We start from the raw sequence: 23,595 nt of genomic DNA, 5'->3' as shown, positions 1-23,595 counted from the left end.
GATTGGCGAGGCAAAGGTTGTGTGGGAAGGGCTTATGTGGGAGCGGGCCTGCCCGCTCCCACGCAGTCCCGCTGGCCCTTGCTCTCAGGCTTATTCCCACCCGGTTCCCTGCAAGGTTGTTGACTATGCCCACTGCCCTTTACCGCGTTCTGCTCGCCCTCGCCCTGCTGCTGCCCCTGGCCGCGCACGCCGGCGAGGCCGAGGACTTTGCCGGCGCCAACCCGGCGCAACAGGCCCGCTTGCTGCAAGCCTGGGCGGCGCAGCCTGAGCCTGCACGCGGGCCCCTGCTCGACAGCCTCCAGCAGGGCACGCTGACCGTGGACGGCCAGCCCAAAACCCTGCGCCTGAACAATCGCCTGCGCGGCCTGATCGACACCGCCCGCGCCAGCCATCAACTGCTCACCAACGACGCCACGCTGCGTCTGGCCGCCGCCCGGCAACTGCAAAAAAGCGCCACGCCCGCGCAACTGGCCTGGCTCGACCGGCAACTGGCCGCCGAGCAGGATGACGACGTCCACGCCGCCCTGAGCCTGGCCCTGGCCAACCTGCAACTGGTGGACGCCAACCCGGCGGTGCGCCTGGCCGCCGTGCGCCTGCTGGGGGAAACCGGCGACCCCTTGGCCCGCACGCGCCTTGAAACGTTGTTGGAACCCGGCGTAGAAAACGACGCCGCGGTGCGCACCGCCGCCGAAACCAGCCTGGCCCAGGTCAAGCGCAAACTGCTGCTGGGCGAAGTGCTCGGCCAGGCCTTCAGCGGTTTGTCCCTGGGCTCGATCCTGCTGCTGGCGGCCCTGGGGCTGGCGATCACCTTCGGCCTGCTGGGGGTCATCAACATGGCCCACGGCGAGATGCTGATGCTCGGCGCCTACGCCACCTACGGCGTGCAATGGCTGATGCAGCGCTGGGCGCCCGAAGCCATAGCGTTCTACCCGTTGCTCGCGCTGCCCGTGGCGTTTTTCGTCACCGCCGCCATCGGCATGGCCCTGGAACGCACGGTGATCCGCCACCTCTACGGCCGGCCCCTGGAAACCCTGCTCGCCACCTGGGGCATCAGCCTGATGCTGATCCAACTGGTGCGCCTGCTGTTCGGCGCGCAGAACGTCGAAGTGGCCAACCCGGCGTGGCTCTCCGGCGGCGTGCAGGTGCTGCCCAACCTGGTGCTGCCCTACAACCGCCTCGTCATCATCGCCTTCGCCCTGTGCGTGGTGGCGCTCACCTGGCTGCTGCTCAACAAAACGCGCCTGGGCCTGAACGTGCGCGCCGTCACCCAGAACCGCAGCATGGCTGCCTGCTGCGGCGTGCCCACCGGGCGTGTGGACATGCTCGCCTTTGGCCTGGGCTCGGGCATCGCTGGCCTCGGCGGCGTGGCCCTGAGCCAGGTCGGCAATGTCGGCCCGGACCTGGGCCAGAGCTACATCATCGACTCCTTTCTGGTGGTGGTGCTCGGTGGCGTCGGCCAGTTGGCCGGCAGCGTCATGGCCGCGTTCGGCCTGGGCATCGCCAATAAAATCCTGGAACCGCAGATCGGCGCGGTGCTGGGCAAGATCCTGATCCTCGCGCTGATAATTCTGTTTATCCAGAAACGTCCGCAAGGCCTCTTCGCGCTCAAAGGACGGGTGATCGACTGATGAACCAGCCTTTATTACTGACCGCCAGCCAAAAGGCCGGCCCCAAGGTCACTGCCCTGGTGGGCACCGTGGTGTTGCTGGCGCTGCTGGCCCTGCCTGTGCTGTCGCTGTTGGCGCCGGAGCATGCCCTGCATGTCTCGGCGTACACCCTGACCCTGGTGGGCAAAATCCTCTGCTACGCCATCGTCGCCCTGGCCCTGGACCTCGTGTGGGGCTATGCCGGCATGCTGTCCCTGGGCCACGGCCTGTTCTTCGCCCTGGGCGGCTACGCCATGGGCATGTACCTGATGCGCCAGGCCTCGGGCGACGGCTTGCCGGCGTTCATGACCTTTTTGTCGTGGAACGAACTGCCCTGGTACTGGGCCGGCACCGACCACTTCCTCTGGGCCTTGTGCCTGGTGGTATTGGCGCCGGGGCTGCTGGCGCTGGTGTTCGGCTTTTTCGCGTTCCGCTCGCGGATCAAGGGCGTGTACTTCTCGATCATGACCCAGGCCCTGACCTTCGCCGGCATGCTCCTGTTTTTTCGCAACGAAACCGGGTTTGGCGGCAACAACGGCTTCACCAACTTCCGCACGATCCTGGGTTTTGGCATTACCGAGCCCGGCACCCGGGCGGCCCTGTTCGGCGCCACCGTGCTGTTGCTGGTGGCCAGCCTGTGGCTCGGCTGGCGCCTGGCGCAGAGCAAGTTCGGCCGTGTGCTGACGGCCCTGCGCGACGCGGAAAACCGCCTGATGTTCTGCGGCTACGACCCGCGCGGCTTCAAGCTGTTCGTCTGGGTGTTGAGCGCGGTGTTGTGTGGCCTGGCCGGGGCGCTGTACGTGCCGCAAGTGGGCATCATCAACCCCGGCGAAATGTCGCCCACCAACTCCATCGAAGCCGCCGTGTGGGTGGCCCTCGGCGGGCGTGGCAGCCTGATCGGCCCGCTGCTGGGCGCCGGGCTGGTCAACGGCATGAAGAGCTGGTTCACCGTGGCCTTCCCCGAATACTGGCTGTTCTTCCTTGGGGCGCTGTTCATCCTCGTCACCCTGTACCTGCCCCGGGGTGTGATCGGGCTGCTGAAAAAAAGGGGCGAACAATGAGCGTCACGGCCACCGCGCAATTCATGCTTGAACCTATCCTCGACGCGAACAAGGACGCCGGCAGCAGCCGCGACGCCATCGGCCTGGGCCAAGCGGCGGGCAAGGGCCTGAACACCCGCCACGGCACGATCCTGACCCTGGAAGACATCAGCGTCAGCTTCGACGGCTTCAAGGCCCTCAATGCCCTGAGCCTGTACATCGGCGTCGGCGAACTGCGCTGCATCATCGGCCCCAACGGCGCCGGCAAAACCACCCTGATGGACGTCATCACCGGCAAGACCCGCCCCAGCCACGGCCAGGCCTGGTTCGGCGAAACCCTGGACCTGACCCACATGAACGAAGTGCAGATCGCCCAGGCCGGCATCGGGCGCAAGTTCCAGAAACCCACGGTGTTCGAGGCCTTGAGCGTGTTCGAGAACCTGGAACTGGCACAGAAAACCGATAAATCCGTATGGGCCAGCCTGCGCGCGCGCCTCAGTGGCGAACAACGCGAGCGCATCGGCGAAGTGCTCGACACCATCGGCCTCAGCACCTCGGTGCATCGCCCGGCGGGGCTTTTATCCCACGGCCAGAAACAGTTCCTGGAAATCGGCATGCTGCTGATGCAAGACCCGCAACTGCTGCTGCTCGACGAACCGGTGGCGGGCATGACCGACGCCGAAACCGAATTCACCGCCGAGCTGTTCAAACGCCTGGCGGGCAAACACTCGCTGATGGTGGTGGAACACGACATGGGCTTTGTCGGCGCGATTGCCGACCACGTCACCGTGCTGCACCAGGGCGCGGTGTTGGCCGAGGGCTCGCTGGCGCAGGTACAGGCCGACGACAGGGTCATCGAAGTTTATTTAGGAAGATGAGAGCAGCGGCAAGTTAGGGGCGGGGCTGTTTTTTTTGCGTTTGCTCTTACTTACAGCTCAATCACTAGGAACGCCTATATGTTGCAAGTCGATCAGTTGCATCAGTTCTACGGCGGCAGCCATATCCTGCGGGGGCTGTCTTTTGAGGCGAAGGTCGGTGAGGTCACGTGCCTGCTGGGGCGCAACGGCGTGGGCAAGACCACCCTGCTCAAGTGCCTGATGGGCCTGTTGCCCGCCAAGGAAGGGGCGGTGCGGTGGGAGGGCCAGCCGATCACCGGGCTCAAGCCGCACCAACGGGTACACGCAGGCATCGCCTATGTGCCCCAGGGCCGGGAGATTTTCGGCCGGCTGAGCGTGGAAGAAAACCTGCTGATGGGCCTTTCGCGCTTTCCCGCCAGCGAGGCCAAAGAGGTGCCGGCCTTTATCTACGAACTGTTCCCGGTGCTGCTGCAAATGAAACAACGCCGCGGCGGCGACCTCTCGGGCGGGCAGCAACAACAACTGGCCATTGGCCGGGCGCTGGCCAGCCGCCCGCGCTTGCTGATCCTCGACGAGCCCACCGAAGGCATCCAGCCCTCGGTCATCAAGGAAATCGGCGCCGTCATCGCGCAACTGGCAGCCCGGGGCGACATGGCGATCCTGCTGGTGGAACAGTTCTACGACTTCGCCGCCGAACTGGCCGACCAGTACCTGGTGATGTCCCGGGGCGAGATCGTGCAGCAGGGCCGTGGCGAAAATATGCAAGCCGAGGGTGTACGCGGCCTGGTTACCATCTAACCTGCTGCCAACCGAGCCAAGCCCAGACCATGAACCTGCCCGCCCCCACCGCCCTGTTCACCCCCAGTTGGCACGCCGAACTGGAGCTGGGCTACGCGCGTTTTGGCGACAGCACGCGCCCGACCCTGCGCCGCCACCTCGGCCCGCTGCGGGTGCAAAAACACCTGTACGCCGAAGGCCCCCAGGTGTGCCAACACATCATCGTGCACCCGCCCGGCGGGATTGCCGGCGGTGATCGCCTGGCCATCCGCGCCCACGTCGGCGCCCACGCCTGGGCCCAGCTCACCAGCCCCGGCGCGGCCAAGTGGTATCGCGCAGCGAGCCCGGCCTACCAGAGCCTGCATTTGCAGGTCGAGACGGGCGCCACCCTGGAATGGCTGCCCCAGGAAACCATCGTGTTCAGCGCCGCCCAAGCCGAACTGCACACCCGCATCGAACTGCACGGCGACGCCCGGTTGTTCTACTGGGACGTGGTGGCGCTGGGGCGCCCGGCCAGTGGCGAACGTTTCGACCTGGGGCACTTGCAGGCCCACCTGGATATCCGCCGCGACGGCCGGTTGCTGTGGCACGAACGCCTGCGCATCGAGGGCGACGACGGTTTGCTCGACTCGCCCATCGGCCTGGACGGGCAACCGGTGTTCGCCACCCTGCTGGCCACCGGCGAGATCGACAGCGACCTGCTGCACGCCTGCCGCTCATTGCCCAACGCCGTGCGCGGCGACCTGACCCAATTGCCCGGCCTGCTGGTGGCCCGCTGCCTGGCCGGCGAAGCACTGCTGGCGCGCAACTGGCTGATCGATTTATGGAAACTGCTGCGCCCCGCCCTGCTGGGCCGCGAAGCCGTGGCCCCGAGGATCTGGGCCACATGAACAAGGGTTTTATCAGGGTGGGTGCTGTGGGAGCCGAACGCCCACACCGCTGCGCAGCCAACTGAACACTTTTTGACGGAACCGCCATGGACCTGACCCCACGCGAAAAAGACAAACTGCTGATTTTCACCGCCGGCCTGGTGGCCGAGCGGCGCCTGGCCCGGGGGGTGAAACTCAACTACCCGGAAGCCATCGCCTACATCTCGGCGGCGCTGCTCGAAGGCGCCCGTGACGGGCAGACCGTGGCCGAGTTGATGCACTACGGCACCACCCTGCTCGGCCGCGACCAGGTGATGCCCGGCATCGCCGAAATGATCCCCGAGATCCAGGTCGAAGCCACGTTCCCCGACGGCACCAAACTGGTCACCGTCCACCAACCCATCGCCTGAGGCGCACCATGACCTACCGCATCCGCGACGCGGTGCACGCCGACCTGCCGGCGCTGCGCGACATCTACAACGACGCCGTGCTCAACACCACGGCGATCTGGAACGACCAGCCGGTGGACCTGGGCAACCGCCAGGCCTGGTTCAGCGCGCGCCAGGCCCAGGGCTACCCGATCCTGGTGATCGCCGACGCCGACGACAGCGTGCTGGGCTACGCCTCCTTCGGCGACTGGCGGCCGTTCGAGGGCTTTCGCCACAGCGTCGAGCATTCGGTGTACGTGCGCAGCGACCAACGCGGCAACGGCCTCGGCCCACAGTTGATGGCGGCGCTGATCGAACGCGCCAGAAGCTGCGGCAAACACGTGCTGGTCGCCGCCATCGAAAGCGGCAACGCCGCCTCGATCCGCCTGCATGAACGCCAGGGCTTCGTCACCACCGGGCAGATGCCGCAAGTGGGGGTCAAGTTCGGCCGCTGGCTGGACCTGACCTTTATGCAACTGATCCTCAACCCCGGCGCCCCGCCGCCGGCCAACGCCCAGGAGGCCGCGCCATGACCGCCCAGGTACGCCAAGTCAACGCCGAAAGCTTCGCCTACTACCGCCAGGGCCTGGTGGAACTGCTGCTCGACGCCGTCGCCCATGGCGCATCGGTCGGCTTCATGGCTGACCTGGACGAGGCCCAGGCCCGCGATTACTTCGCCAGTGTGCAGGCCAGCATCGAAGACGCCAGCCTGCTGCTGTGGGTGGTGTTGCGCGATGAGCGGGTGGTCGCCAGCGTGCAGTTGGCCCTGTGCCAGAAAGCCAACGGCCGCCACCGCGCCGAGGTGCAAAAACTGCTGGTGCACAGCCACGCCCGCCGCCATGGCCTGGGCCAGCAACTGATGCGCACCCTGGAGCAGGCCGCGCACCAGCAGCGGCGTGGCCTGCTGTACCTGGACACCGAGGCCGGCTCACCGGCCGAAGCCTTCTACCAGGCGTTGCATTACACCAAGGTGGGCGAGTTGCCCGACTACTGCCAAAGCCCGGACGGGCGCTACAGCCCGACCGCCATTTACTTCAAGACCCTGGGGCCTGCGGCATGATTCCTGGCCAATACCTGATCCAACCCGGCGATATCGAACTCAACGCCGGGCGCCGCACCCTGACCCTGACCGTGGCCAACAGCGGCGACCGGCCGATCCAGGTCGGCTCGCACTACCATTTTTTCGAAACCAACGACGCCCTCACCTTCGACCGCGCCGCCAGCCGTGGCATGCGCCTGAACATCCCGGCAGGCACTGCCGTGCGTTTCGAGCCGGGGCAACGCCGCAGCGTCGAACTGGTCGAGCTGGGCGGCGCGCGGCGAGTGTTCGGGTTTGCCGGGCGGGTAATGGGGCCCCTGTAGGGCAGCTTTCAGCGGCAAGCTTCAAGCGGCAAGAAAGCGCAGTACGCGGCGCTCTCACGTTGCTTTTTATTTGAAGCTGGCCGCTGAAAACTTGCCGCGACGCTCCGCTTTTACTTGCCGCTTGCAGCTAAAAACTTGCAGCTAACCCCAGGAATTTATCTATGAAAATTTCCCGCCAAGCCTACGCCGATATGTACGGCCCCACCGTGGGCGATAAGGTGCGCCTGGCCGACACCGAGTTGTGGGTGGAGGTGGAGCAGGACTTCACCACCTATGGCGAGGAAGTGAAATTCGGCGGTGGCAAGGTGATCCGTGACGGCCAGGGCCAGAGCCAGTTGCTGGCCGCCGAGGTGGTGGACACCCTTATCACCAATGCGCTGATTATCGACCACTGGGGCATCGTCAAAGCCGACGTCGGCCTCAAGGACGGGCGCATCGCCGCCATCGGCAAGGCCGGCAACCCGGACATCCAGCCCAATGTGACCATCGCCGTCGGCGCCAGCACCGAGGTGATTGCCGGTGAGGGCATGATCCTCACCGCCGGTGGCGTCGATACCCACATCCACTTCATCTGCCCGCAGCAGATCGAAGAGGCGCTGATGAGCGGCGTGACCACCATGATCGGCGGCGGCACGGGGCCGGCCACCGGCACCAACGCCACCACTTGCACGCCGGGGCCGTGGCACCTGGCGCGCATGCTCCAGGCCGCCGACGCCTTCCCCATGAACATCGGCCTCACCGGCAAGGGCAACGCCAGCCTGCCCGAGCCGCTGATCGAGCAAGTCCGCGCCGGCGCCATCGGCCTCAAGCTCCACGAAGACTGGGGCACCACGCCGGCGAGCATCGACAACTGCCTGAGCGTGGCCGACCAGTTCGATGTGCAGGTGGCGATCCACACCGACACCCTCAATGAGTCGGGCTTCGTGGAAACCACCCTCGCCGCGTTCAAGGGCCGCACCATCCACACCTACCACACCGAAGGCGCCGGCGGCGGCCACGCGCCGGACATCATCAAGGCCTGTGGCCTGGCCAATGTGCTGCCCAGCTCCACCAACCCGACGCGGCCGTTCACCCGCAACACCATCGACGAGCACTTGGACATGCTCATGGTTTGCCACCATTTGGACCCGAGCATCGCCGAAGACGTGGCCTTTGCCGAAAGCCGCATCCGCCGCGAAACCATCGCCGCCGAAGACATCCTCCACGACCTCGGCGCGTTCTCCATGATTAGCTCCGACAGCCAAGCCATGGGCCGGGTCGGCGAGGTCATCACGCGCACCTGGCAAACCGCCGACAAGATGAAAAAACAGCGTGGCCCGCTGCCGGGCGACGGCGCGGGCAACGACAATTTCCGGGCCAAGCGCTACATCGCCAAGTACACCATCAACCCGGCGATCACCCACGGCATCAGCCATGAAGTGGGCTCGGTGGAAGTGGGCAAATGGGCCGACCTGGTGCTCTGGCGCCCGGCGTTTTTCGGGGTCAAGCCGACGCTGATCCTCAAGGGCGGCGCCATCGCCGCCAGCCTGATGGGCGACGCCAACGCCTCGATCCCCACGCCGCAACCGGTGCACTACCGGCCGATGTTCGCCAGCTACGGCAGCTCGCGGCACGCCACCTGCCTGACCTTCATCAGCCAGGCAGCGCTGGACGCCGGGTTGCCCGAAGCCCTGGGGCTGCAAAAGAAAATCGCCGTGGTTCGGGGCTGCCGCAACGTGCGCAAAACCGACCTGATCCACAACGACTACCTGCCCCACATCGACGTCGACCCGCAGACCTACCAGGTCAAGGCCGACGGCGTGCTGCTGTGGTGCGAACCGGCGGATGTGCTGCCCATGGCCCAGCGCTATTTTCTGTTTTGAGGGCATCTCCCCTATGGGCGCTGCCCCGAAAGTCGGCGCCCAGGCCTTGGCCTCAAGGGACGATGATGGGATGTACCAAAGGGGGCTCGTCGTGGCTGGCGGCGCTGCGGCCCATGATTTTGTCGGTCAGGGCTCTGTGCACTTGCATGAATTGCACGCCCAGGCTCCTGAATGCTTCTTCGTACTCCTGCGCGCTCATGGGGTGCTCGAACCATCGGCGGTCCACGGTCTTGCCCAGCACCTTGGCCGATGACTCGATGGTTTGGCGCAGGCGGGCCTTTTCCGCGTCTGCCAGGTTGCCGTCGTCGGCCAACGTCGCGCGCGCCACTTGCAAGTCGCTCAGCGCATGGCTCTTGCCGCCCAGGTCTTTGTACGAATCGGGGTAGAGGCCTTCTAGGTACTCGCACCAGAACTGCTGCTCGATCACGCTGTCGCGCAGTTGGTCACCCTCCTCCAGGGCCAGCACCCGGGTCCGCGCCGATTCGATCATGGCCGGTGTCACATCCGGCTCATTGAACTGCATTTCCCGGGTTTGCCAGGGCAGGTCCAAGGGGTCGGCCAGGGCGGTAGCGTAGGCCAGGTGGATTTCCACTTCGTCGATGGATTTGACCCCGCGCCCCTGGGCGTCGTAACGCTGGACCAAGGCGCCCTCATCGTCGTATTCGGGGAAGTGGCGCCCCTCGTCTTGCAACTCGCTCACCCTGCGATGGGCGATGCGCCCCAGTTCGTCAAGGCGCGACTTACCCTTGGCCAGCTCGAAAACTTCCAGGGTGGCGAAGGACTTGCTGGGGATTGCATAGGCTTCGTGCAGCATCACTTCCACCCCCATGGCATTGAACAACTGCGCCCCGGCGTCTACGCAATTGGTAGGGAACGCCGCCATGAGAAACAGTTTTTCACGCAGTTGCGTATTACCTTGCATCGCCTCCAGCATGCGCCAGACCTTGGTCGTCAGGTCGGGCCTAAGGCTGGGTACACCGTCAATCAGTTGGGAGAGTTTGCGCAGCTCATCAAAAAAGTGCTCGCTGCCCAGCGACTCTTCCACCGCATTCCAGATCGGCTGCTTGTCCAGCCATTGATCCGCGCTCAGGCCATAGCGCCAATGGCCACTGTCCAGTTGCCCTCGGGGTGAGAAACGCCGGTTCGGATCGAGCCCTACCGACTCGATGTAGAGGCGCATCTGCCGCTCATTGGCAGGCGACAGGTTTTCCCGGCTCAGTTGGCTGCGGGCCAGGACCTGAGCCCGGTCGGAGCCGGGGGCAACCTCGGGGATACGCTCGATGGGGTTGTAGCTCAGGTCCAGCTGAAACGTTCGCGCCCGCGGTTGCGCGAATATGCCGGTGGGCCAGGTGTCGAGGCCCGTATCGGGCAGGGACAGCAGCTCCAGGCCTGGCATGCGGCTGATGTCTGGCGACAGCTCAAGGGGGTTGCCCCCCAGTTCGAGGATGAACAGGTAGCCGAGTTGCTTGAGCATGGCCTGGGAATCGAGGGTGAGGGTGATGTCGTTATCCGACAGGCTCAAGACCCGTAACTGGCGCATGCCGGCCAGCGCCTGGGGCAAGGCGGTCAACTCGTTGCCCTCCAGGTTGAGATCGCGCAGCTTGGGGAAGTTGTGCAGGAAGGTCCCGATGTCCGCATCGCTGATCCCGGTCTGCGACAGATCGACGCTCAGTACATGGTCCAAGTTGACGTCCAGCACCGGCAGGGTCGAGAGCTGGCCTGCGAGGCTCTCCTGCGACAGCGAGAGCTCCATGCCAATCAGGCCCTCGGTGGGGCTGTAATACTGCGGTCCAATCATCTGCCAGGCGTCCTTGATGGCCTTGGCGACTCTTCGCCTGGCTTGTCGTGCCTGCGTATATTCTTCACTGCCCTTGGCGCCCACCCCTTCAATGTCTTGATGGGCCCAGACACCTAGCCTATGCACCAAGCGCTTGTAGTCTTGCTCCAGGCCCACAAGCCACTCATCGCTGGTCACACCGCGGTGCAGGATAAACGCTCGACGCTGTTCCTCGGTCATTCGCGGGTAGAGGGTCTGCACTCTTGAGTGGAGGACCTCTTCCCAATCGGTCCCCCCGCCTCCCGCCAGCGGGTAGCCCAATCGCCCGCCGGGCAGGCGCTGCGGTGCATTGAAGAAGCGGCGCCCCTCACTACGCATATTGAGTACCACGCGCAATTTGTCCCGGGGCAGCGCGTGTTTCTGGATCAACGCCCGCAGTTGCTCGCCTTGCCCCACATGGGGCGAGCCGAGCGCCGTTCGCTGCTTGTCCGGCAAGGCGTGCTGCAAGCTGGCATACAGGTCATCGACGCCGTGCAACTGGTTTCCCTGGCCGTCGTAAGCCTGGTAGCAACCATCAGCGAGGCGCACCAACACCTTTCGGTTCTCGGCACTGGGCGAACCGAAAGCGGCCCGCAACTCGCCCGTCAGGCCGCCTTCGCGCACTTCAATGCGCAGGTTATCGATCCAACCGGGTAACGCCTCCAGGGTGTGCAGCACCAGGCGCTCGGTATCCGGGCCGGCCAGGGCATCCAGGTACAACCCTTCGTAGGCCTGCACTTCACGCATCTGGCGCAACATCCGGTGCGCTTGCTCGCCCAGGCGCAGGGGGATCTTCCCAGTGTCGGCAATCTGCGCCAGCTCACTGGGCAGCGCCTGGGCGAGTAACTCTTGCACCTGATGAGTGGACAGGCTGGGGAATGAGCGCTGCCAGCTCTGGACCAGCGGGTCGGCGACGGGTTGCTGGGCCAGGTACAGCCCCATGAACAGGCGCGAGCGGTGCTGGTCGATGTGGTCGGCCAGGCGCGTGTCCAATGTTTTACTGCGTTGCAGCGCATCACGGGGCACGTACTGACCCAGGACCGACTTGATCTGTTCCTCGTTCAGGCTGGCCAGCACCCGCGGTGATAATTGCCCCTGCATCAGGTCCAGGCGACTGATGGGCACGATATCGGCGGGCAGCACCGTGGCGCTGCCATAGCGGATGACATTGCGCGCCTGGCCCACCTGCTCGAACACTTCAATCGCCTTGCCGGCCGGCCAGCCCGGCAACTGCGTCATCATCTGCGCGGCATAGGTGCAAAGGGCGCTGGACATCTTCGCCCCGCGCACCTGCTCGCCCACCTTCACGGCATCGGCGTAGGCGCGAAACTGGCGAGCGGTATCGAGCACGATGGCTGGAGTGGGCTCGCTTTCCACATGCACCCGACGTAACTCGTCCTCACTCACGCCGCTGACGACACGCACCTGCTCAAGCTGTTCGTCACTCAGGGTTTCGCCCCCCGGCAACCCAAGGCGGCGCATCAACAGCGGCTGGCGCCAGGCCAGGGGCCGCTCGGCCTCGTGCACCCAGGCGCCGTGGCCGTTGGTGCGGATCCGCGGCTGATAGGCATGGGCCCGGGTGGGGTGTTGGAGGCGGTAGCTGCCTGGCACGGAGTCTTTTTTCAAGGCCAGGGTACGTCCCTCAAGCTTGAGCAGCGTCTTGCCCGAATGCTCATGTAAACCTTCGGCGTTGGGGTAGGAAGTCGGCGGCAGGTCTATCGGATGCTCGTAGGCATCGATGCTCGGGTTCCACAGACGGCTCTGGCCTTCGGCGGTTTCCACCACCTGCATGCCCTCGACAAAAGGCGTGGTGCGCACCGCCGGGAGGACCACCGCCCCCGTCGCCACCGCCCCCAGGTTGAGCAGCACGCTGGAGAAGTGCGCCCACATCTGCCGGGTCTGGCCGTCCTCCCAATCCTCAATGCCCTCGAAAACCGTCGACGCCAACTGGCCCGCGCCCACCGCCATCATCAACGCGCCCAAGCCGGGCACCCAGAACGCAGCCAGGTTGAGCACGTCCATGACGGTATTGGCGAAGCCTTCAAGGTGTTTTATCAGGGCTAGGGTGTCGGCATCCGCCGTCGCCACCGCCACGGCCCGGGCATCTGTGAGCATCTTGTTGAGCTGCGCCTGGGCCAGATAACTCCATAGCGGCCCCTGGATGGGCACATCCTCGATATGCAGCGGCAACCGCTTGGGCAGCGGTGTGAAGTCATCGCCTTTGTCGTGATGCAACTGAGGGTCCAGTTGCCGCTGGAGGGCGGCAAAAAACTCGCCTTGCTGGCCAAGCGGCACGAAGCGGCTGAAAAAACGCCGGTATTGGAACCCATGCAGGCGCTCCCTCAGGTCCACCATAAAGGCGCTGGAGGAGTCGTACTCGCGCAACGGTTGCAGCGGGTCGCCGGGGATGTACACCAGCAACGGCTCCACTCGCGTGCTGTCGTCGCGCTCGGGGCCGATCAACAGGATGCCGCTCATCGGCACCCCCAGCACCTTCAACTCGCTGTAAACCACGGGCCGATCCTTGATGCGCACCTGTGTGTTGCCGCTCAGGGTTTCCTGGAGCATGCGATAGGTATCGTCGCCCAGCCCCCCTTCGCTGCCCGGGGCCACGGCACGCTGCATGTAGCCCACCTGGGTGTACACCGCCAGCATCTGCTGCTGGCTGTCCCGCACTTGGTCGCGCAGACGTATCGCCTGGGCCGGATCGGCCGGGGCGAGCACCGCCTTCAGGTGTTCCTGATACCGCCGGCCCAGATCCAACTCCCGGCACAGTTGGGCGAAGGCGTGGGGCTCGATCGCCACCCGCTGGCCGAGAACCGCCGCCCGATCCGGTTGAATATCACCCTGATTGAAGTTGAAGCGGGTAATCACCCGGCAATCTTCACATTCACTGCGCCGAGCATCGACGGCCTCGAAATTACCCAGTGCGGCTTGCAACAAGCTGGTGCCTATATAAAAGTCATCCGCCTGCCACTCATTGCCCGTCTGAAACACCAACAACCCGCCCAATGAGCTCTCACCCGCCACACCTCGACGAAATTTGCGGGCGAAGCTCACCTGGTTCACATCCAGGGTCTGGCCGAAGTGCTCCGTTATCGCCTGAGCCAGCAACGGCGCACAAAACGCCCGTACATCCTGAAGGTTTGCCAGGGTGGCTTCGAGATCATCCAAGGCCGTGCGGAACACTTCGTGGCGGTTATGCAGGCGCGAGCGCAGGGCAGGCGCCGCACCGGTGTACCACTGCCCTACCTGCCAGGGCGCGGTGTGCAGCTCCTGTTGGCGTCCAGGGCGCATTTTTTTGTACCAGGCAGGGATCTGTTTTTCGATGAATCCATAATGTCTCCCCTTGTACGAGGCCGGCACGGAAGACGTTGCAGAGGTGACATTGATATCGATTGGGGCTGACATTAACTGAGTGTCCAAGCAAAAAAGTCGAACTTCACCCTAGCCATAACCCTGGCAAAAAAAACGCGAAAAAAACTGCTCATGCACTTGGGTAATGCACAACTTCCCTTCGATATTTAAAGTTAGAAAAACAACTAATTACCGCTTTTGATCGGCGTTGAAAAAAACACCGTTAGTTCGCTTACCCAATAAAAAGCCCCGAGCGCTAGGCGTTCGGGGCTGGCTGTGTATCGGCGGCCGTGGCGCGAACTTAGAAATGCTCGCGTGGGTTGAACGCGGCCTTATCGGCCAATTGCTGCCACAGCGCCTTGACCTCGTCACTGGCCTGCTTGGGCATCACGGCCTTGAGCTGCACGAACAGATAACCGCGCTGCCCGGACTTGTTCATCAAACCGTGGCCCTTGGCGCGCATGCGCTGACCGTTCTGGCTGCCGGCCGGGACCTTAAGGTTGATCTTGCCGGTCAGGGTGGGTACCGCCACTTCCGCGCCCAACGCCAGTTCCCACGGCGCCAGCGGCAGGGTGATGACCAGGTTTTCGCCCTCGACCTCAAATTTAGGGTGGGGCGCAAAACGGATGGTCAGGTACAGGTCGCCATTGGGCGCCCCGCCGCTGCCGGGCGCGCCCTGGCCCTTGAGGCGGATGCGTTCGCCATCGCTTACCCCGACGGGGATCTTCACGCTCAGGCTCTTGCTGGTGTTGCTGACGTGCTGCCCCGCCGCGTTGTGCTGGGGGATCTGGAAGCTGATCTTCTTCGACTCCCCCGACAGGGTTTCTTCCAGGAACACCGGCAGTTCCATCTCTACGTCCTGGCCCCGGCGCCCAGCGCTGCGGCCCGACTGGCCGGCGTTGAAGCCACCGCCGCGCGAGCCGAAGATCGAACTGAAAAAGTCCGAGAAATCACCGGTGTCCTGGCCGCCGAAACCGCCGGCGCCGCCACGGCTCTGCCAACCTGGCGGGCCCTGGAACGGCTGGCCATGCTGGCCATATTTGCGCAGGTCGTCGTACTCGGCGCGCTTGTCGGCGCTTTTGAGCGCTTCATAGGCCTCGGAGGCGTCCTTGAACTTGCTTTCGGCGTCCTTTTCCTTGCTCACGTCAGGGTGATACTTGCGCGCCAACTTGCGGTACGCGGCTTTGATCGTCTTGTCGTCCGCCGTCGGCTCGACGCCAAGAATCTTGTAGTAGTCTTTGAAGTCCATCGCGGGAATCACCATCCGTTATCAATATCGCGGGCGCGGCGGTCGTGCTCACACCCCGTCGGGGCGGCGCCGCGCAACGCTTGAAAAGTTATCGGCAGCGCACGGCGTTTCTACTGAACGCGGCACCACTGCCAAGCCATGACAGCAAGGTTGGGGCACAGAGTAGTCTTTCAAGGCCGCTTAATCCCGTGATTTAGCAGATAACCGGCCTACGCATCCGCGGCGCTCTGGCATACACTGCGCGGCCGTTTTTTGCCCGGAACCCGAAAGACATGAAAAACGAATCTCCAGCCCGTGCCTGCGGTATCGACTTTGGCACGTCCAACTCCACTGTCGGCTGGCTACGCCCCGGCATGGAAACGCTGATCGCGCTGGAGGACGACAAGATCACCCTGCCCTCGGTGGTGTTCTTCAACTTTGAAGAACGCCGCCCGGTGTACGGCCGCCTCGCCCTGCACGAGTACCTGGAAGGCTACGAGGGGCGCCTGATGCGCTCGCTCAAGAGCCTCTTGGGCTCCAAGCTGATTAAGCACGACACCAGCGTGTTGGGCACCGCGATGCCGTTCAAAGACCTGCTGGGCCTGTTCATCGGCCAGCTCAAGCTGCGCGCCGAGGCCACCGCCGGGCGCGAGTTCGAGGAAGTGGTGCTGGGCCGCCCGGTGTTTTTCGTCGATGACGACCCCATGGCCGACCAGGAAGCGGAAAACACCCTGGTGGACGTGGCCCGCGCCATCGGCTTCAAGGACATTTCGTTCCAGTACGAGCCGATCGCCGCGGCGTTCGACTACGAGTCCACCATTGAGCGCGAAGAGCTGGTGCTGATCGTCGACATCGGCGGCGGTACGTCGGACTTCTCCCTGGTGCGCCTGTCCCCCGAACGCCGCCAGCACGACCACCGCCACGAAGACATCCTCGCCACCGGCGGCGTACACGTGGGCGGCACGGATTTCGACAAGCAGCTTTCCCTGGGCGGCGTGATGCCCCTGTTCGGCTACGGCAGCCGGATGAAAAGCGGCGCCTACATGCCCACCAGCCAACACATGAACCTGGCGACGTGGCACACCATCAACGCGGTGTACGCGCAAAAATCCCAGTTGGCCCTGGGCAGCATGCGCTACGACATCGAAGACACCGGCGGCATCGACCGTTTATTCAAGTTGATCGAACAACGCGCCGGGCACTGGCTGGCCATGGAAGTGGAAGAAACCAAGATCTTGCTGACCCACGACGACCACCGCCACCTGCCCCTGGACCGCATCGAACCGGGCCTGAGCGTGGAACTGAGCCGGGCGATGTTCGAAGCGGCCATCGACAACCAACTCGAACGCATCCGCAACAGCGTCAGCCAATTGCTGGCCGACGCCAACGTGGGCGTGGCACAGGTCGACACCGTGTTCTTCACCGGCGGCTCCAGCGGCATCCCCGCCCTGCGCCAAAGCGTGGCGGCCATGCTGCCCAACGCCCGCCATGTGGAAGGCAACATCTTTGGCAGCATTGGCAGCGGCTTGGCGATCGAGGCGAGCAAGCGTTACGGATAGGGGCAGCGTTGAGTGGCAAGCTGCGCGCACCGCGCTTACTTGCCGCTTGCAGCTAAAACTTGCAGCTACAAGCCCGCCGCTACGCGGCTAAACAAGCCCTGCCAATTTGAGTTCACTTTTCAGATAGGCGTAATAGATCGGCCCCGCCACCACCCCCGGTAGGCCGAATGCGGCCTCAAACACCAGCATCGCCAGGAGCAACTCCCAGGATTTGGCGCTGATCTGCCCGCCGACGATGCGGGCGTTGAGGAAGTATTCGAGCTTGTGGATCACGATCAGGTAGCCCAGCGCCGCTACCGCCACCCAAATCGACAGCGACAGGCCGACGATGGTTATCAGGGTGTTGGAGATCAAGTTGCCGATCACCGGCAACAGGCCCAGCAGGAAGGTCAGCACAATCAGGGTTTTGGTCAGCGGTAGCTTGACGCCGAACATCGGCAGCACCACCGCCAGGAAGATCCCGGTGAAGAAGGTGTTGAGCAGGGAAATCTTGATCTGCGCGAACACGATGTTGCGAAACGCCTGGACCAGCAGGTGCAGGCGATCGAACAGGGCCGCGGCCAGGGGCTTGCGTTTGGTCAGGTCGGGAATGCGCTGCAAGGCGATGATCGCGCCCAGCACCATGCCGATCAGCAGAGTGACAAACATGTGCGCGGCGTCTTTGCCCACCAGTTGCAGGTCGCTCAGGTGCTTGCCCAGCCAATCGCCGATGGCCACGCGAAACTCCGCGGCGCTGGCCGGCAGGTAAACGTCGATAAACGGCGGCAACTGGCCGCGGGCCTTGCTCACCACGCCCATGAACTTGTCCAGGGAGGCACCGGGGTTTTCCGCTTCGTGGAGCAAAAAGCTGATGGCGCCAGCGAAGATCAAGCTCAGCGCACTCACCACCAGGGTGCCCAACAATGCCACCGCCAACCAACGGGCGCGACGCCCTTCGATCAGGCGTTGCAGCTGCGGGGTGAGCATGTTGACCAGTTCGAACACCAACAACCCGGCCAACAGGCTGGGTAGCAGCCGCAACGGCAGCACCAGCAACAACCCACCGAAAATAATCACCCAACTGATAAACAACAGATGACGCTGCGAAAACACTGGCATAAAGCCCCAGAACAAACGGCGTGAAAGGATTGGCAGTCTGCCAGCGTTCTGGCATCAGGAACAGGGCCGTTGCCGATGCCACCCCCCACCTACGCGGCTTTTGTGGAAGCGGGCTCGCCCACGATGAGCATGGGTATCGACCTAACTGGGTGTGCGGTTTTGGGTGGTTTCGGGGGCGATATAGGTTTTTAAAGTGTGGCGGCTGAAGGTTCCGCCCTGATGGCTGGGTACTTTGCGTGCGCCAAAGAGGCCAAAGCGCTTCGCCCCACCGATTTGTGCAGGCCCCGGCGCAGCAACTATTTGTTACAGGTTGATGATAATCTGCCCCTCCCCTCGTCCAGGCCGGCCCGTCGATGTCCTCCCACGCCCCTGTCTTGTTGCTGCGTCACCATCGCCCGTTTCTCGCGTTCTGGCTGGCCCGGGTGTTTACCGCCAGCGGTTTCCAGATGCTCACCGTGGCCATTGGCTGGAACCTCTACCAACTGACCGGCAACGTGATGGACCTGGGCTGGGTCGGTTTGGTGGAGTTCGCGCCGCGGGTGCTGTTCATGCTCCACACCGGGCATGTGGCCGACCGCTATGACCGGCGCAAGATCGCCGCGCTGTGCCAGTCGTTGCAGGCGTTGATCGCCCTGACGCTGGCAGTGGGCAGCCTCACCGACAGCGTCACCCGGGAAATGATCTTCCTCCTGGCCTTCGCCCTCGGCGCCGCGCGCTCCTTTGAAATGCCCGCCACCCAGGCATTGCTGCCGAGCATCGTGCCAGCGGCGCTGTTCCCCCGGGCGGTGGCGGCGGCGCAGTCGGCGCAGCAATCGGCGACCATCGTCGCCCCGGCCGTGGGCGGTTTGCTCTATGCCCTGGGCAGTGTCTGGGTGTACGGGCCAACCGTGCTGCTGTACCTGATTGCCTGCCTGCTGATGCTCAACCTGCCCGCACGCCAAGCGGCGCTGCACACGGGCAAAGCCACCCTCGATTCGCTGCTGGCCGGGATCCGCTTTATCCGCAGCCGCCCGGATGTGCTCGGGGCGATCTCCCTGGACCTGTTCGCCGTGCTGCTGGGCGGCGCCACCGCGCTGCTGCCGGTGTTCGCCAAGGACATTTTGCTCACCGGCCCCTGGGGCCTGGGCCTGTTGCGCTCGGCGCCGGCGGTGGGCGCGCTGCTGATGTCGCTGTGGCTGGCGCGCTTTGCCGTGGAGCGCAAGGTGGGGCGCATCATGTTCACCGCCGTTGGCGTGTTCGGCGTGGCCACTATCGCGTTCGGCCTTTCTACCTCGTTCTGGTTTTCCCTGGCGGTGCTGGTGGTGTTGGGGGCGGCGGACATGATTAGCATGGTGATCCGCGCCTCATTCGTGCAATTGCAAACCCCGGACGAAATGCGCGGGCGGGTCAGCGCGGTCAACGGGTTGTTTATTGGCGCGTCGAATCAGTTGGGCGAATTCGAGTCCGGCGTCACCGCCCATTGGCTGGGCACCGTGCCCGCCGTGGTATTGGGCGGGGTCGGCACGTTGGTGGTGACCGGGGTGTGGATCAAGCTGTTCCCGGGCCTGGCCAACCGCGACCGCATGCACGAAGAGCATAACGGTTAGCGGATATACAGCTCGGCCGACAGGGTATTACCCGGCACATTGATAGACGTATTGCTGAAGCTGAAACTGCCCCCGCGTGCGCCCGACAGGTCCATGACGTACAAGTAACCCACCACTTTGGCGCCCGAGACCGGGCATTCGCCGAGCTTGTCCCGGGCGTCGGCACACACCGGCGAACGGGTGCCATCCACCTCGGCGCCGTCCAATGTCACCACGGCGCCACGGCCGTAGCCCTGCTCGATCACGTACACCCGGATATAGCCCCCACCATGGTCACAGCGGGTTTGCCCGCGGCCATCGGAAACGTCCTCGAAGCCACAAGCGGGCGACTCGACCCGTAAAATCTGTAGATGGCTCAACGGCGCCGCCGGGGCAGCCGCCGCCACCGACACCCATAACCCCGTGGCTGCCAGGGCCATCGCGCCTAAACACTGCCTGATGCTGTTCATCAACTGCCCCCAGAAAACATCATGGCAGTATGCCCGCCCCTCCCCGGCAAACCAAACCCGCTTGCTACTCGGCGACAGGGGTTTGCCTGGTGCCCGGCGACCGCTTGCCGCTGCCCACCGCCCTTAAACACAACCGACAAACGCCCCATACGGCGACTACAACCGTCAAAGAAGCGGACCACAAAAACATCGGCAAACCGTCAATTGAATTAAATAACTTTCAACTTAAAAGCCAAAAATACAACTTCATTAACCGCCTGGCATAGCCATTACTCTACCTCTGCTGTTGCCATACCGGCCAACATGCAGTTAACCCAATAAAAGGAGTAAAGCCATGTGCCCATCCGGCGTTAATCTTTTTTTAAATGCACTTGCGTCCAACGGCGCCCACTACAAAAGGCCCAGCAAAGAAACCGCCAGCGAGTTCAAGAAAATCCTGCAAACCCAACTGTCCACCTCACCACCGCTCAAGGCCGAGCACAACAAAGCCACACCAAAGGCAGTCAACGCACCCTCGCCCCTGCTTGCCACACAGCAAACGCCGGAGTACCTGGCATCGAAGAAACAGTATGAAACCACGGAAAAACCATTCGAGCATTTGCATAAGTCGCCCAAAGTTTGAGCCAGCCATTCCAGCGACCCGTTAATACATGTTCAATAAGCGGTCAACCGATCGTTACTCGCTTATTTACCCAACACATCATTAACCCCGCGAACTCATCTGCTTTCGCGACCCATTCAGGCTTATTCAACTAATGAACTAGACCTTTACGCCGGGCCGCATCTTTTTTGACTTTTTACCGCCACAAAAACACTCCCCCTACGAATATTCCTGTCGGACAATCGACTTTTCCCGCCCACAGCCCTTGGCAACTACCAGCAGCCATCTCGCTATCGGGCTGGTATGATGCGCGGCTTTTTCCGGCCCACATAAAATCCACAGGCGTTTCAAGCAGTCTGTGCTTTGCTGTTGAGGTCGATACATTCACGGCGCAAGGCGCGCCACGGGGAGCGGACATGCTGGAACGGCTGTTTCAACTCAAGGCACACAACACCAACGTGCGGACCGAGATTCTGGCGGGCCTCACCACCTTCCTGGCCATGGCTTACATTCTGTTCGTCAACCCGAGCATTCTCGGCGAGACCGGCATGGACAAGGGCGCGTTGTTCGTCGCTACCTGCCTGGCGGCGGCCATCGGTTCCACCGTGATGGGCCTGATCGCCAACTACCCGATCGCGCTCGCGCCGGGCATGGGCCTGAACGCCTTCTTCACCTACACCGTGGTGCTGCACATGGGCCACACCTGGCAAGTGGCGCTGGGGGCGGTGTTTATTTCGGCGGTGCTGTTTTTCCTGCTGTCGATCTTTCGCATCCGTGAATGGATCATCAACAGCATTCCGCTGCCGCTGCGTTCGGCGATTGCCGCCGGTATCGGCCTGTTCCTCGCGCTGATCGCCCTGCACAACGCCGGGATCGTGGTCAGCAACCAGGCCACCATGGTGGGCCTGGGCGACCTCAAGCAACCGGCGCCGATCCTCGCCACCCTGGGCTTTGTCCTGATCGTGGCCCTGGAGGCGCTGAAAGTGCGCGGCGCGGTGCTGATCGGCATCCTCGCGGTGACCCTCACTTCCATCGCCCTGGGCTTCACCCCGTTCGGCGGCGTGATGTCGATGCCGCCGTCCCTGGCGCCGACCTTCCTGCAACTGGACATCAAAGGCGCGCTGGACATTGGCCTGGTCAGCGTGATTTTCGCCTTCCTGTTCGTTGACCTGTTCGACAACTCCGGCACCCTGATCGGCGTCGCCAAGCGCGCCGGGTTGATGGGCAAGGACGGCCACATGCCGAAAATGGGCCGCGCCCTGATCGCCGACAGCACCGCGGCCATGGCCGGCTCCCTGCTGGGCACCTCGACCACCACCAGCTACATCGAGTCGGCGGCGGGCGTGAGCGCCGGTGGCCGTACCGGCCTGACCGCGATCGTCGTGGCCATCCTGTTTTTGCTGGCGCTGTTCTTCTCGCCACTGGCCAGCAGCGTGCCCGCCTTCGCCACCGCGCCAGCGCTGCTGTTCGTCGCCGTGCTGATGACCTCGGGCCTGGCGGAAATCGACTGGGACGACATCACCGTCGCCGCCCCGGTGGTCATCACTGCCCTGGCGATGCCGTTCACCTACTCCATCGCCAACGGCATCGCGTTCGGCTTCATTGCCTGGACGGCGATCAAACTGCTGTCCGGCCGTGGCCGCGAGCTGAACCCGGCGTTGGTGATCCTGTCGATCCTGTTCGTGGTCAAGCTGGGTTGGTTTAACGCATGACTGTCGACACCGCCCACTACGCCGCTCAACTCGAAGCCAAGGTCACGCGCCTGCGTGACCTATTGGCCCCGTTCCAGGCGCCCGAGCCGCTGGTGTTCGACTCGCCGCTGGCACACTTTCGCCTGCGCGCCGAGTTTCGCCTGTGGCGCGAGGACGGCCAGCGCCACTACGCGATGTTTTCCCAGGAAGACAAGCGCACGCCGATCCTGATCGAAGACTTCCCCATCGCCAGCCTGCGCATCAATGAACTGATGCCCAAGCTCAAGGCCGCGTGGCAAGCCAGCCACGCCCTGAGCCACAAGCTGTTCCAGGTGGAGTTCCTGACCACCCTGGCGGGCGACGCGATGATTACGCTGTGCTATCACCGCCCCCTGGACGAGCACTGGCAAGTGGCCGCCCAACAACTGGCGGCGGATTTGGAGGTCAGCGTGATCGGCCGTTCCAAGGGCAAGCGCGAAGTGATCGGCCGCGACTTTGTGGTCGAGCAACTGGACGTCGGCGGCCGCACCTTCAGTTATCAACAACCCGAAGGCGCATTCACCCAGCCCAACGGCACCGTGAACCAGAAGATGCTTAACTGGGCCTTCGAGGCCCTGGGCGAGCGCAGCGACGACCTGCTGGAGCTGTATTGCGGCAACGGCAATTTCACCCTGCCGCTGGCCACGCGGGTGCGCAACGTGCTGGCCACCGAGATCAGCAAGACCTCGGTCAACGCCGCGCTCAACAACCTGCGCGACAACGCGGTGGATAACGTGACCCTGGTGCGTTTATCCGCCGAGGAACTGACCCAGGCGCTGAACGAGGTGCGCCCGTTCCGCCGCTTGCACGGCGTGGACCTCAAGGGCTACGAATTTGGCAGTGTGTTCGTCGACCCGCCGCGCGCGGGCATGGACCCGGACACCTGCGAACTGACCCGGCGTTTCGACAACATCCTTTATATCTCGTGCAACCCCGACACCCTGGCGGCCAACATCGCCCAGTTGCACGACACCCACCGCATCACCCGCTGCGCCCTGTTCGACCAGTTCCCCTGGACCCATCACATGGAATCCGGAGTCCTGCTAACGCGGCGCTGAGTTCGCCCCCTGAAGGCGCATGGGTATTTGGGCGTTTGTGTAGGAACGGGCCGGGCGGCGCTCCGCTCGCCCGCGATAGCGGCAGCACACACAACATCTATGTGGGTAGGTACATCGCCATCGCGGGCAGGCCCGCTCCCACAGTTGAACTGTGATGCGGGTGGGATTTTCATTTTTCCTCTGTGGGAGCGAGCCTGCTCGCGATGGCGGCACGCAATGGCGTTGACGAGCGGTAGGGGGTAAGACAGTTGCTCCCACAACGAGCGCCCCAA

At 63.8% G+C, this 23,595-nt stretch carries 20 protein-coding genes; 16 read left to right on the top strand and 4 right to left on the bottom strand.

The window, feature by feature from the left end; genetic code table 11:
- Positions 1-125 precede the first annotated feature (125 nt).
- The 10 genes from urtB to ureC all read left to right on the top strand — a co-directional run bounded on the left by urtB (position 126) and on the right by ureC (position 8,841).
- Positions 126-1,628 (top strand): urea ABC transporter permease subunit UrtB, encoded by a 1,503-nt coding sequence (urtB, locus tag AC19YT_RS07255; protein WP_500597704.1) that lies wholly within the window; start codon positions 126-128, stop codon positions 1,626-1,628.
- Positions 1,628-2,707, top strand: coding sequence for an urea ABC transporter permease subunit UrtC (gene urtC / locus AC19YT_RS07250; protein ID WP_095109422.1), 1,080 nt, complete (start codon positions 1,628-1,630; stop codon positions 2,705-2,707). Before urtB ends, urtC begins: the two co-directional genes overlap by 1 nt.
- Entirely contained in the window at positions 2,704-3,564 is an 861-nt protein-coding gene (gene urtD / locus AC19YT_RS07245) for an urea ABC transporter ATP-binding protein UrtD (RefSeq protein ID WP_500610021.1), read from the top strand. The genes urtC and urtD overlap by 4 nt, the downstream gene beginning before the upstream one ends.
- Before the next feature lie 78 nt (positions 3,565-3,642).
- A complete protein-coding gene (urtE, locus tag AC19YT_RS07240; protein WP_095109420.1) occupies positions 3,643-4,341 on the top strand; it encodes an urea ABC transporter ATP-binding subunit UrtE in 699 nt (232 codons plus the stop codon).
- Positions 4,342-4,370: 29 nt separating this feature from the next.
- Positions 4,371-5,210, top strand: a complete 840-nt coding sequence (locus AC19YT_RS07235) for an urease accessory protein UreD (protein ID WP_500597700.1) — start codon at positions 4,371-4,373, stop codon at positions 5,208-5,210.
- 86 nt (positions 5,211-5,296) lie between these two features.
- Positions 5,297-5,599 (top strand): urease subunit gamma, encoded by a 303-nt coding sequence (gene ureA / locus AC19YT_RS07230; protein ID WP_095109418.1) that lies wholly within the window; start codon positions 5,297-5,299, stop codon positions 5,597-5,599.
- An 8-nt stretch (positions 5,600-5,607) separates the two neighbouring features.
- Positions 5,608-6,150 carry a GNAT family N-acetyltransferase gene (locus tag AC19YT_RS07225; protein WP_500610020.1) on the top strand — a complete coding sequence of 181 codons (543 nt, stop codon included), beginning with the start codon at positions 5,608-5,610 and terminating at the stop codon, positions 6,148-6,150.
- Positions 6,147-6,677 (top strand): GNAT family N-acetyltransferase, encoded by a 531-nt coding sequence (locus tag AC19YT_RS07220; protein WP_500610019.1) that lies wholly within the window; start codon positions 6,147-6,149, stop codon positions 6,675-6,677. The genes AC19YT_RS07225 and AC19YT_RS07220 overlap by 4 nt, the downstream gene beginning before the upstream one ends.
- On the top strand, positions 6,674-6,979 hold the full coding sequence (locus AC19YT_RS07215; protein WP_095109415.1) for an urease subunit beta: 306 nt from the start codon (positions 6,674-6,676) through the stop codon (positions 6,977-6,979). Before AC19YT_RS07220 ends, AC19YT_RS07215 begins: the two co-directional genes overlap by 4 nt.
- A 161-nt stretch (positions 6,980-7,140) precedes the next feature.
- Complete coding sequence (gene ureC / locus AC19YT_RS07210; protein ID WP_500610018.1) at positions 7,141-8,841, top strand: urease subunit alpha; 1,701 nt, start codon at positions 7,141-7,143, stop codon at positions 8,839-8,841.
- A 52-nt stretch (positions 8,842-8,893) separates the two neighbouring features.
- Here the strand turns inward: ureC and AC19YT_RS07205 are convergent, their stop codons facing one another.
- Complete coding sequence (locus AC19YT_RS07205) at positions 8,894-13,954, bottom strand: dermonecrotic toxin domain-containing protein (protein WP_500610017.1); 5,061 nt, start codon at positions 13,952-13,954, stop codon at positions 8,894-8,896.
- A 361-nt stretch (positions 13,955-14,315) separates the two neighbouring features.
- Positions 14,316-15,263 carry a DnaJ C-terminal domain-containing protein gene (locus AC19YT_RS07200; RefSeq protein WP_095109518.1) on the bottom strand — a complete coding sequence of 316 codons (948 nt, stop codon included), beginning with the start codon at positions 15,261-15,263 and terminating at the stop codon, positions 14,316-14,318.
- Positions 15,264-15,535: 272 nt separating this feature from the next.
- On the opposite strand from AC19YT_RS07200, the gene AC19YT_RS07195 reads away from it, so the two are divergent.
- A complete protein-coding gene (locus AC19YT_RS07195) occupies positions 15,536-16,801 on the top strand; it encodes an Hsp70 family protein (protein ID WP_500597691.1) in 1,266 nt (421 codons plus the stop codon).
- 87 nt (positions 16,802-16,888) lie between these two features.
- Here the strand turns inward: AC19YT_RS07195 and AC19YT_RS07190 are convergent, their stop codons facing one another.
- Positions 16,889-17,899 carry an AI-2E family transporter gene (locus AC19YT_RS07190; RefSeq protein ID WP_095109411.1) on the bottom strand — a complete coding sequence of 337 codons (1,011 nt, stop codon included), beginning with the start codon at positions 17,897-17,899 and terminating at the stop codon, positions 16,889-16,891.
- Between the two features lie 353 nt (positions 17,900-18,252).
- Between AC19YT_RS07190 and AC19YT_RS07185 the strand changes: the two genes are divergently transcribed.
- Positions 18,253-19,485, top strand: a complete 1,233-nt coding sequence (locus tag AC19YT_RS07185; protein ID WP_095109410.1) for an MFS transporter — start codon at positions 18,253-18,255, stop codon at positions 19,483-19,485.
- Here the strand turns inward: AC19YT_RS07185 and AC19YT_RS07180 are convergent.
- Positions 19,482-19,934, bottom strand: a complete 453-nt coding sequence (locus tag AC19YT_RS07180) for a DUF4879 domain-containing protein (RefSeq protein ID WP_500597689.1) — start codon at positions 19,932-19,934, stop codon at positions 19,482-19,484. The genes AC19YT_RS07185 and AC19YT_RS07180 overlap by 4 nt on opposite strands.
- 89 nt (positions 19,935-20,023) lie before the next feature.
- Between AC19YT_RS07180 and AC19YT_RS07175 the strand changes: the two genes are divergently transcribed.
- The 4 genes from AC19YT_RS07175 to trmA all read left to right on the top strand — a co-directional run bounded on the left by AC19YT_RS07175 (position 20,024) and on the right by trmA (position 23,323).
- Positions 20,024-20,200 carry a hypothetical protein gene (locus AC19YT_RS07175; protein ID WP_500610016.1) on the top strand — a complete coding sequence of 59 codons (177 nt, stop codon included), beginning with the start codon at positions 20,024-20,026 and terminating at the stop codon, positions 20,198-20,200.
- Positions 20,201-20,268: 68 nt separating this feature from the next.
- Positions 20,269-20,556 carry a hypothetical protein gene (locus tag AC19YT_RS07170; RefSeq protein ID WP_500610015.1) on the top strand — a complete coding sequence of 96 codons (288 nt, stop codon included), beginning with the start codon at positions 20,269-20,271 and terminating at the stop codon, positions 20,554-20,556.
- A 395-nt stretch (positions 20,557-20,951) separates the two neighbouring features.
- The gene (locus AC19YT_RS07165; RefSeq protein ID WP_500610014.1) at positions 20,952-22,247 is read left to right on the top strand and encodes an NCS2 family permease; all 1,296 of its coding nucleotides are present in this window, start codon (positions 20,952-20,954) and stop codon (positions 22,245-22,247) included.
- A complete protein-coding gene (gene trmA, locus AC19YT_RS07160) occupies positions 22,244-23,323 on the top strand; it encodes a tRNA (uridine(54)-C5)-methyltransferase TrmA (RefSeq protein WP_500610013.1) in 1,080 nt (359 codons plus the stop codon). The genes AC19YT_RS07165 and trmA overlap by 4 nt, the downstream gene beginning before the upstream one ends.
- The last annotated feature ends 272 nt before the right edge of the window (positions 23,324-23,595 follow it).

Source organism: Pseudomonas sp. MF08875 (genome assembly GCF_059862525.1).
This window is presented reverse-complemented; position numbering and strand designations above follow the sequence as displayed.